Consider the following 8899-nt stretch of genomic DNA (forward strand, 5'->3'; position numbering starts at 1 on the left):
TACAGGTGGTAGGGCCAGGTCTTCATGCCCACTTCGCGCAAGGTCGCATCGATGGTCCAGTAGGCGTTGGGCGCGAAGAACGGCGAGGTCGACTGCACCGCCACCAGCCCGTTGGCGGCGACGTGATTTTTCAGCACGCCGTAGAACGGTACCGAGTACAGCTTGCCGAGCCCGAAGGTGGACGGATCGGGGAAATCGACGATGGCGGCGTCGAACATCTCCTTCGTGTCCTGGAGCCATACCGCCGCGTCGGCATTGACGACATTTACGCGCGGGTCCGAGAACGCTGCCTTGTTCAGCTTTGCCAGTTCCGGGCGCGTCGTGAACGCCTGTGTCATGGCCGGGTCGAGGTCGACCACGGTCACATGCTCGATGTTCGGGTAGCGCAGCACCTCGCGCAGCGCCAGGCCGTCGCCGCCGCCCAGCACCAGCACGCGCCTGGCCCACGGCAGCGCTTCGAGCACCGGGTGCACCAGCGCTTCGTGGTAGCGGTATTCGTCGCGCGACGAGAACTGCAGGTTGCCATTGATGTAGAGGCGCAGGTCGTCCTTCCAGCGCGTGATCACCAGCCGCTGGTAGGGCGTAGTGGTCGAATACACGATCTCGTCGCCCAGCAGGCCGTGCTCGCCCCACTCCACCATGCGGTCTGACTGGATGAAGCCGACCGCCAGCGCGAACATCACGGCGCAGGCGCGCAGCACCCGTCCGCCGCCGTCGACAAGCTCGGCGCGGAACACGTACAGCGTCCACATCGCCACGCCCACGTTGAGCATCCCGAACAGGAAGCCCGTGCGTACCAGCCCGAGGTGGGGCGAGAGCACCAGCGGGAACAGCAGCGACACCGCCAGCGCGCCGAGGTAATCGAAGGTCAGCACGCGGCTGACCAGTTCATTGAAGGCGGTGTCGCGCGCATTCAGCGCGCGCATCACGAGCGGCACTTCCATGCCGACCATGGCGCCGATCATGAAGACCAATACATATAACAAGGTGCGGAACGGCGCGGCCATCCATGCATAGCTCATGAACAGCAGCGCCGCCGACACGCCGCCGATCAGGCCCACCGCCAGTTCGATGTCGATGAAGCGCCCCAGCACGTCCTTGTCGGCCACGTATTTCGACAGGTGGGCGCCGACGCCCATGGCGAACAAGTAGCAGCCGATGATGGTGGAAAACTGCAGGATCGAGTCGCCCAGCAGGTAGCTGGACATGGCGCCCGCGATCAGCTCGTAGGCGAGGCCGCAAGAGGCGACGACAAAGACGGAAAGGATGAGAATTCGTTTTGTCATGAATCGTCTTTTGCTCTAAGATCGTGCTGCACTAACATTTTGACTATCTTTCATTAGGAGTAACGCGTGCCCGCCATCCTAAACTATCTGCTCCACCTTGCGACAGCCGTAGCCATGGTGATGGCGTTTTTTGTGATCTACACGCGCCTTACCCCGTTCGACGAGATCCAGCTGGTCCGCCAGGGCAACCACGCAGCCGCCATTTCGCTGGCCGGCACGCTGATCGGATTTTCGGTGACGATCGCCTCCGCGCTGGTGCACACCGATGATTACTACGAATTCTTCGGCTGGGCCGGCGGCGCGATGGTAGTGCAGGTACTGGTGTTCAACGTCGCCACGCGCCTGCTCAAGATGTCGAAGGACCAGATCGAGGCGGACAACAGCGCCTTCGGCGGACTGCTTGGCGCCATCTCGCTGTCGATCGGCCTGGTCAACGCCGGTTCCATCTCCTGACCCAACCACCACGAACACATTCCCGGAGGCCTCAATGTCTATTGGCTCATTCATCAAGAAGCAGTTTATCGACGTCCTGCAATGGAACGAGGAGACCGAGGGCGTACTCGCCTGGCGCTACCCGATGCAGGACTTCGAAATCCAGAACGGCGCCGTCCTGAATGTACGCGAGTCGCAGGTGGCGGTGTTCGTCAACGAGGGCAAGGTGGCCGACGTGTTCATGCCCGGCACCCACAAGCTAACCACGCAGACCCTGCCGGTGCTGACCAACCTGAAAAACTGGGACAAGCTGTTCGCCTCGCCGTTCAAGTCGGACGTCTACTTCTTCAGCACGCGCGTGCAGACCGGCCGCAAGTGGGGCACGCCGCAGCCGATCACGGTACGCGACAAGGACTTCGACATGATCCGCGTGCGCGCCTTCGGCATGTATTCGTACCGGGTAGCCGACCCGCGCACTTTCTTCACCGAGATCAGCGGCACCCGCGAGGTGTATACCCGCGAGGACGTGGAAGACCAGCTGCGCGGCATCATGCTGTCGACCATGGCCAACTCGATCGGCAACTCGAACGTCGCCTTCCTCGACATGGCGGCCAACCAGGCGCTGATGGCGCAGCAGGTCAAGGGCGACCTGACGGTGGCGTTCGCGCGCTACGGCATCGGCCTGGATGAATTCAACGTGGCCAGCGTCAGCCTGCCGGAAGAACTGCAGGCCGCGCTCGACGAGCGTATCGGCGCCGGCATGAAAGGCTCGCTGTCGGCCGACAAGATGGGCGGCTTCACCCAGTTCCAGGTGGCGTCCAGCATCCCGCTGGCGGCCCAGAACGAAGGCGGGCTGGCCGGCATCGGCGCGGGCATCGGCGCCGGCGCGGCGGTGGGCCAGGCGATGGCGCAGTCGATGGGCGGCGCGTTCGGCATGCCGCCGCAGCAAGCGGCGCCTGCGCCAGCCGCGGCTCCCGCAGCGGCAGCCGCAGCACCGGCGGCGGAATCCATCGAAGACCGCCTGGCCAAGCTGAAAGGACTGCTCGACAAGGGGCTGATCTCGCCCGCCGACTACGACGGCACCAAGGCTGAACTGCTGAAGAAACTGATCGGATAAGCCTTACCACATGCAGATCGTCTCCTGCCCCGGCTGCGGGGCCCAGGTGCAGTTCCGCTCGCACGCGTCCGTCATGGCCGTATGCGAGTTCTGCCGCACCACGGTCCTGAAGGACGCCGCCTCGGTCGGCGCGCAGGGCAAGCTGTCCGACGTGCTCGAGGATTATTCGCCGATCCAGGTCGGCACCTCGGGCGTGGTTGGCGGCCGCAATTTCAACGTGGTCGGCCGCATTCAGCTGCGCTACGAGAACGGCTTCTGGAACGAGTGGTTCCTGGTGTTCGACGACGGCGCCTCGGGCTGGCTGGGCGACGCCTCCGGCCAGTACAGCGTGACGATCGAACGCGCGGCCGAAGGCGCCCTGCCCGCCTTCGACGAGGTCGAGCCGGGCAAGCTGTACACCGTCAACGGCGAGCGCTACACCGCGGCCGACAAGCGCGTCGCGAAGTGCACCGGCGGCCAGGGCGAGCTGCCGTTCAAGGTGGGCGACGGCTGGGAGGCGCGCGTGATCGACCTGCGCAGCGGCGCCAGCTTCGTCACGCTCGACTACTCCGACGGCGCCACGCCGCAGCTATATACCGGCCACGCGGTGACGCTGGCCGGCATGAAGGCCCAGCTGCTGCGCGACGACGAACAGATCAAGGCCAGCGCGGGCAAGTACCGCGGCAAGCTCGATGCGCTCGACTGTCCTTCCTGCGGCAGCCCGATCAAATACCTGCCCGGCGTGACCACCCAGCTCGTTTGCCCGGCCTGCGCCGCGCAGCTGGACGCGGCCGGCCCGCAGGCGCAGGTGCTGCAGGCGGGCGAGAAGGTGGAACGGGTGCGCACCACGCTTCCGCTCGGCGCCACCGCCAACATCTCCGGCACGCCCTACACGATCATCGGCGCGATGACCAGGCAGGACGACGAGGGCACGGAATGGACCGAGTACCTGTTGTACAGCACGCGCGGCCCCTTCTTCTGGCTGGCCGAAACCGACGGCGGCTGGTCCCGCGCCGATGTGCTGGACACCTGGCCCGCGTGGTCGTGGACCGGCGCCGACAACGTCACGCTCGATAAAGCCAGCTACGACAAGCTGTACGAATACCCCTCGCGGGTGAACTGGGCCGCGGGCGCCTTCAACTGGCGCGTGGCGGCGGGCGACCAGCTAAGGGTGTACGAGTTCGCCCTGGGCCAGGCCACGCTGTCGGCCGAACTGAGCGACGAAGAACTGAGCTGGTCGCGATCGACGCCGGTGGCCTTCGACCAGGTCAAGACCTGGTTCGGCGCCAATGTGCGCGGCGGCGCGCCGATGACGCCGCCCGCATCGGCGGAGCGCGCCGGCGCCGGCGCCGGCAAGTTCCTCATGTGGCTGCTGATGCTGAACGTGATCCCGCTGCTGTTCAACTTCGGCGCCAGCTACCTGCCGGTCGCCATCGGCGCCCTCGCGCTCTACCTGCCGCGCAAGTTCTTCGCCAGCGAAAGCAAAGAAAAGAAATGAACAACAAATACTTCATCTACGCGCTGGTGGTCACCTTCATCACCACCACGGTCAGCTGGACCCGGATGGTCGCGTCCAGCACCAGCAGCGGCGCCGGCAGCAGCTGGCGTTCCACCGGCGGCTATAGCGGCGGTTCCCATGGCGGCGGTGGCCACAAGTGAACGCACCGATGGTCCACCGCGCCACCGGCGTCCACCTGCTGGCCGACTTCCACGGTGTCGATCCGGCCAGGCTGACCGCGGTCGAGCGCATCGACGAACTGCTGCGCGCCGGCGCCGAAGCGGCCGGCGCACGCATCCTGCACAGCCACTTCCACAGCTTCGGCGAAGCGATGGGCGTCACCGGCGTGGTGCTACTGGCCGAATCGCATATCTCAATCCACACCTGGCCCGAGTTCGGCTTCGCGGCGGCCGACATTTTCATGTGCGGCGAGGCCGTGCCCCAGCTTGCGCTGGCGGTCATCGACAATGCGCTGCAGCCGCAATCGCGCACCGTGCAGACCATTGAACGCGGGGCGCCGGTCCCCACATCCAAATAATCGAAACAGCAAGACCGACCATGACACAAGAAACTTCAACGGCGCCGAAGGCGCTGGGACACATCCGCGTGCTCGACCTGTCGCGCGTGCTGGCAGGGCCGTGGTGTTCGCAGAACCTGGCCGACCTCGGCGCCGACGTGATCAAAATCGAGCGCCCCGGCGCCGGCGACGACACCCGCGCCTGGGGCCCGCCGTACGCGAAGGACGCGCAAGGGAAGGACACCACCGAAGCCGCCTACTACCTGTCGGCCAACCGCGGCAAGCGCTCGGTGACAGTCGATATCGCCAGCAGCGAAGGCCAGGCGCTCGTGCGCGAACTGGCGAAGGAGGCCGACGTCGTGCTCGAGAATTACAAGGTCGGGCAGCTGAAGCGCTATGGCCTCGACTACGACAGCCTGAAGGCGGTCAAGCCGGACATCGTGTACTGCTCGGTGACCGGCTTCGGCCAGGACGGCCCCTACGCGCACCGCGCAGGCTACGACTTCCTGATCCAGGGCATGGGCGGCCTGATGTCGATCACGGGCGAACGCGACGACCTGCCCGGCGGCGGGCCGCAGAAGGCCGGCGTCGCCATCACCGACCTGATGACCGGCATGTACGCCACCGTGGCGGTGCTGGCCGCGCTGATGCACCGCGACCGCACCGGCGAGGGACAGCACATCGACATGGCCCTGCTCGACACCCAGGTGGCGATGCTGGCCAACATGGGCAGCAACTACCTCAACAGCGGCAAGCCGCCCAAACGCTGGGGCAACGCGCACGCCAACATCGTGCCTTACCAGACCTTCGCCTGCGCCGACGGCCATATCATCGTCGCCACCGGCAACGACAGCCAGTACCAGAAGTTCGTCGAGGCCGGCAAGCGGCCCGACCTGGGCGCCGACCCGCGCTTCGCCACCAATCCCTTGCGGGTGCAGCACCGCGACGTGCTGGTGCCGCTGCTGGCGGAGATGGTCAGGGAACGTAGCCGCGACGAATGGATCGCACTGCTGGAAGAGGTCGGCGTGCCCTGCGGGCCGATCAACGACCTGGCCGACGTGTTCGACAACCCCCAGGTCAAGGCGCGTGGCGTCGCGATCGAGATGGACCACCCGGCCGCTGGAAAAGTAAAGCTGGTGCGCAGCCCGATGAAACTGTCGGCCACGCCGGCGATGGCCGGCTTGCCGCCGCCCATGCTGGGCCAGCATACGGATGAGGTTTTGCGCGATGTGCTGGGACGCAGCGATGCGGAGATTGCCGCATTGCGCGGCAAAGGCGTGGTGTAAGCCTGCGGCAAGGGCGGAATGCAAGACGCATTCCGCCGCGGCCGCTTAATGCAGCTGGTGTTTCAGGTCAGACAGCTCGTCGTGCACCTTCATGACCGCTTCGGCCATTTTTGGCGTCACGGCAGCCTGGTTGCGGCAAACACGCTTGGCTTCGTCGCCCAGTTGTTCGAGGTCGTCCACACACTGGCGTATGCGGTTTTCATCGTGCGACTGGATTACCTGCTGGGCCCTGCTGGATTCCCGGTCCAGCTTCTGGATCACATCCTTCAGTTGCGATGGGGTACCGGTTTCAGACTGGCATGTCTGGGACGCCTGGCCGATCGCCTGCTGGATGCTGCTCCACCTTCTATCAATTTCGGACGATTGCAACATTTGAACCTCCCACATGAAATGGCATCGGACTTGTGCCATTTAAATTAGACCGGGCTGAAGAAGCTAAGTTCGGATTATTAATGCATGCCGCGCCAGCGGCGCTTCGCTCCACCGGCAGGCGGTTTCGTCGCCTGCCCCGTTGCGGCGCGGCGCGGCGCGGAACACAATGGCTGGAAATCACTGCTCCTTGACCATCATGCAAGCATCCAACACGACCGTACGCGCCCCCTTCCCTTTCCGCCAACTGGCGCGGGACGCCGGCTATGCCGTCATTTTCAACCTCCTGTGCGCGGTGGTGATCACCTCGGTCACGAAAATGCCGCACGAGTTTTTCCAGAACGTGGTCTATTCCATGTGCATCGGAATGACCGCGCTGTTGCTGATCGACGGCTCGCGGCTCGCGCTGTGGGGCGCGCACGGACGCCCAAAGTGGGCGCTGTTCGTGCCGATCATTGCGCTGGCGGTGCCGGTGGCGCAGGTCGCGGGCACCGCCGCCGGCAGTTTCCTGCTCGGACACAACGTACCCACGCTGGCGCGGTTCGCGGCAGGGTCGATGAACTCGATGCTGGTGTTCACGATGGTGGCGGCGTTCACGGCCATGCTGTTCTTCACCAGCCGCGAACGCATCATCCGCGCCGAAGCCGCCGTCGCGGAAGAAAAGGCGCGCACGGAAACCATCAAGCGCCAGGGGCTGCAAACCCAGCTGCGCCTGCTGCAAGCGCAGGTCGAGCCGCACATGCTGTTCAATACGCTGGCCAACCTGCAGGGCCTGATCGCGATCGACCCGGAACGGGCGCAGGCCATGCTCGACCAGCTGATCCACTACCTGCGCGCCACGCTGAGCGCATCGCGCTCCGACGACACCACGCTGGCGCGCGAATTCGCCCTGATCGACGCATACCTCGGACTGATGTCAGTGCGCATGGGGAAGCGGCTGTCCCATACGCTGCTGCTGCCGCCGGAATTGGAGAACGCGAAACTGCCGCCGTCGACTTTCGGCTCGAGGCCGTGGACGATCGCGTTTTCGACCAGCGGCTGCAGCAGCATCGGCGGCAGTTTCGCGTTCTCCAATTCCGGCGGCAGCAGCAGCGTATGGGACAGCCGCTTCCCCATGCGCACTGACATCAGTCCGAGGTATGCGTCGATCAGGGCGAATTCGCGCGCCAGCGTGGTGTCGTCGGAGCGCGATGCGCTCAGCGTGGCGCGCAGGTAGTGGATCAGCTGGTCGAGCATGGCCTGCGCCCGTTCCGGGTCGATCGCGATCAGGCCCTGCAGGTTGGCCAGCGTATTGAACAGCATGTGCGGCTCGACCTGCGCTTGCAGCAGGCGCAGCTGGGTTTGCAGCCCCTGGCGCTTGATGGTTTCCGTGCGCGCCTTTTCTTCCGCGACGGCGGCTTCGGCGCGGATGATGCGTTCGCGGCTGGTGAAGAACAGCATGGCCGTGAACGCCGCCACCATCGTGAACACCAGCATCGAGTTCATCGACCCTGCCGCGAACCGCGCCAGCGTGGGTACGTTGTGTCCGAGCAGGAAACTGCCGGCGGCGGTGCCCGCGACCTGCGCCACCGGCACCGCCAGCGCAATGATCGGCACGAACAGCGCCCACTTTGGGCGTCCGTGCGCGCCCCACAGCGCGAGCCGCGAGCCGTCGATCAGCAACAGCGCGGTCATTCCGATGCACATGGAATAGACCACGTTCTGGAAAAACTCGTGCGGCATTTTCGTGACCGAGGTGATCACCACCGCGCACAGGAGGTTGAAAATGACGGCATAGCCGGCGTCCCGCGCCAGTTGGCGGAAAGGGAAGGGGGCGCGTACGGTCGTGTTGGATGCTTGCATGATGGTCAAGGAGCAGTGATTTCCAGCCATTGTGTTCCGCGCCGCGCCGCGCCGCAACGGGGCAGGCGACGAAACCGCCTGCCGGTGGAGCGAAGCGCCGCTGGCGCGGCATGCATTAATAATCCGAACTTAGCTTCTTCAGCCCGGTCTAATTTAAATGGCACAAGTCCGATGCCATTTCATGTGGGAGGTTCAAATGTTGCAATCGTCCGAAATTGATAGAAGGTGGAGCAGCATCCAGCAGGCGATCGGCCAGGCGTCCCAGACATGCCAGTCTGAAACCGGTACCCCATCGCAACTGAAGGATGTGATCCAGAAGCTGGACCGGGAATCCAGCAGGGCCCAGCAGGTAATCCAGTCGCACGATGAAAACCGCATACGCCAGTGTGTGGACGACCTCGAACAACTGGGCGACGAAGCCAAGCGTGTTTGCCGCAACCAGGCTGCGTGACGCCAAAAATGGCCGAAGCGGTCATGAAGGTGCACGACGAGCTGTCTGACCTGAAACACCAGCTGCATTAAGCGGCCGCGGCGGAATGCGTCTTGCATTCCGCCCTTGCCGCAGGCTTACAC

11 protein-coding genes and 1 pseudogene are annotated in these 8899 nt (G+C 64.7%); 8 read left to right on the plus strand and 4 right to left on the minus strand.

All coding sequences use genetic code 11. The features are described from left to right. Positions 1-1286: polyamine aminopropyltransferase (locus tag D3872_RS03425; protein ID WP_119809483.1), on the minus strand; the 1286-nt coding region annotated here is incomplete at its 3' end. Positions 1287-1352: 66 nt separating this feature from the next. Between D3872_RS03425 and D3872_RS03430 the strand changes: the two genes are divergently transcribed. From D3872_RS03430 to D3872_RS03450, 6 genes are read left to right on the plus strand one after another with little or no spacing between them, the layout of a single operon-like run. Further along, entirely contained in the window at positions 1353-1739 is a 387-nt protein-coding gene (locus D3872_RS03430) for a DUF350 domain-containing protein (RefSeq protein WP_229459136.1), read from the plus strand. Positions 1740-1773: 34 nt separating this feature from the next. Then, positions 1774-2835, plus strand: a complete 1062-nt coding sequence (locus tag D3872_RS03435; protein WP_119809485.1) for an SPFH domain-containing protein — start codon at positions 1774-1776, stop codon at positions 2833-2835. Positions 2836-2845: 10 nt separating this feature from the next. Then, a complete protein-coding gene (locus D3872_RS03440) occupies positions 2846-4312 on the plus strand; it encodes a DUF4178 domain-containing protein (protein ID WP_119809486.1) in 1467 nt (488 codons plus the stop codon). Further along, on the plus strand, positions 4309-4473 hold the full coding sequence (locus D3872_RS25535) for a hypothetical protein (protein WP_182915662.1): 165 nt from the start codon (positions 4309-4311) through the stop codon (positions 4471-4473). Before D3872_RS03440 ends, D3872_RS25535 begins: the two co-directional genes overlap by 4 nt. Positions 4474-4481: 8 nt before the next feature. After that, positions 4482-4850, plus strand: coding sequence for an adenosylmethionine decarboxylase (gene speD, locus D3872_RS03445; RefSeq protein ID WP_119809487.1), 369 nt, complete (start codon positions 4482-4484; stop codon positions 4848-4850). A gap of 20 nt (positions 4851-4870) precedes the next feature. Further along, positions 4871-6115 (plus strand): CaiB/BaiF CoA transferase family protein, encoded by a 1245-nt coding sequence (locus D3872_RS03450; protein ID WP_119809488.1) that lies wholly within the window; start codon positions 4871-4873, stop codon positions 6113-6115. 45 nt (positions 6116-6160) lie between these two features. Here D3872_RS03450 and D3872_RS03455 read toward each other — a convergent pair whose 3' ends face one another. Further along, positions 6161-6487: a hypothetical protein gene (locus tag D3872_RS03455; RefSeq protein ID WP_119809491.1), complete on the minus strand. Its 327-nt coding sequence runs from the start codon at positions 6485-6487 to the stop codon at positions 6161-6163. After that, positions 6465-7310 (minus strand): hypothetical protein, encoded by an 846-nt coding sequence (locus tag D3872_RS25540; protein WP_182915664.1) that lies wholly within the window; start codon positions 7308-7310, stop codon positions 6465-6467. The genes D3872_RS03455 and D3872_RS25540 overlap by 23 nt, the downstream gene beginning before the upstream one ends. Here D3872_RS25540 and D3872_RS27365 point away from each other — a divergent pair. After that, positions 7224-7700 (plus strand): histidine kinase, encoded by a 477-nt coding sequence (locus D3872_RS27365; RefSeq protein WP_370660943.1) that lies wholly within the window; start codon positions 7224-7226, stop codon positions 7698-7700. The genes D3872_RS25540 and D3872_RS27365 overlap by 87 nt on opposite strands. On the opposite strand, the pseudogene D3872_RS03465 reads toward D3872_RS27365, so the two are convergent. Further along, positions 7598-8356 (minus strand): annotated as a pseudogene (locus D3872_RS03465) (histidine kinase); the annotation flags it as partial. The gene D3872_RS27365 and the pseudogene D3872_RS03465 sit on opposite strands and share 103 nt — an antisense overlap. A gap of 166 nt (positions 8357-8522) precedes the next feature. Between D3872_RS03465 and D3872_RS03470 the strand changes: the two are divergent. Then, on the plus strand, positions 8523-8777 hold the full coding sequence (locus D3872_RS03470) for a hypothetical protein (protein ID WP_229459138.1): 255 nt from the start codon (positions 8523-8525) through the stop codon (positions 8775-8777). Positions 8778-8899 lie beyond the last annotated feature (122 nt).

The organism is Massilia cavernae (assembly GCF_003590855.1).
In the GTDB taxonomy this organism is placed as follows: domain Bacteria; phylum Pseudomonadota; class Gammaproteobacteria; order Burkholderiales; family Burkholderiaceae_D; genus Telluria_A; species Telluria_A cavernae.

Excerpts from the sequence above, each read along its gene's own strand:
- D3872_RS03435 (WP_119809485.1), top strand. The coding sequence starts at position 1,774 with ATGTCTATTGGCTCATTCATCAAGAAGCAGTTTATCGACGTCCTGCAA.
- D3872_RS03440 (WP_119809486.1), top strand. The coding sequence starts at position 2,846 with ATGCAGATCGTCTCCTGCCCCGGCTGCGGGGCCCAGGTGCAGTTCCGC.
- D3872_RS25535 (WP_182915662.1), top strand. The coding sequence starts at position 4,309 with ATGAACAACAAATACTTCATCTACGCGCTGGTGGTCACCTTCATCACC.
- speD (WP_119809487.1), top strand. The coding sequence starts at position 4,482 with ATGGTCCACCGCGCCACCGGCGTCCACCTGCTGGCCGACTTCCACGGT.
- D3872_RS03450 (WP_119809488.1), top strand. The coding sequence starts at position 4,871 with ATGACACAAGAAACTTCAACGGCGCCGAAGGCGCTGGGACACATCCGC.
- D3872_RS03455 (WP_119809491.1), bottom strand. The coding sequence starts at position 6,487 with ATGTTGCAATCGTCCGAAATTGATAGAAGGTGGAGCAGCATCCAGCAG.
- D3872_RS27365 (WP_370660943.1), top strand. The coding sequence starts at position 7,224 with ATGCTGTTCAATACGCTGGCCAACCTGCAGGGCCTGATCGCGATCGAC.
- D3872_RS03470 (WP_229459138.1), top strand. The coding sequence starts at position 8,523 with ATGTTGCAATCGTCCGAAATTGATAGAAGGTGGAGCAGCATCCAGCAG.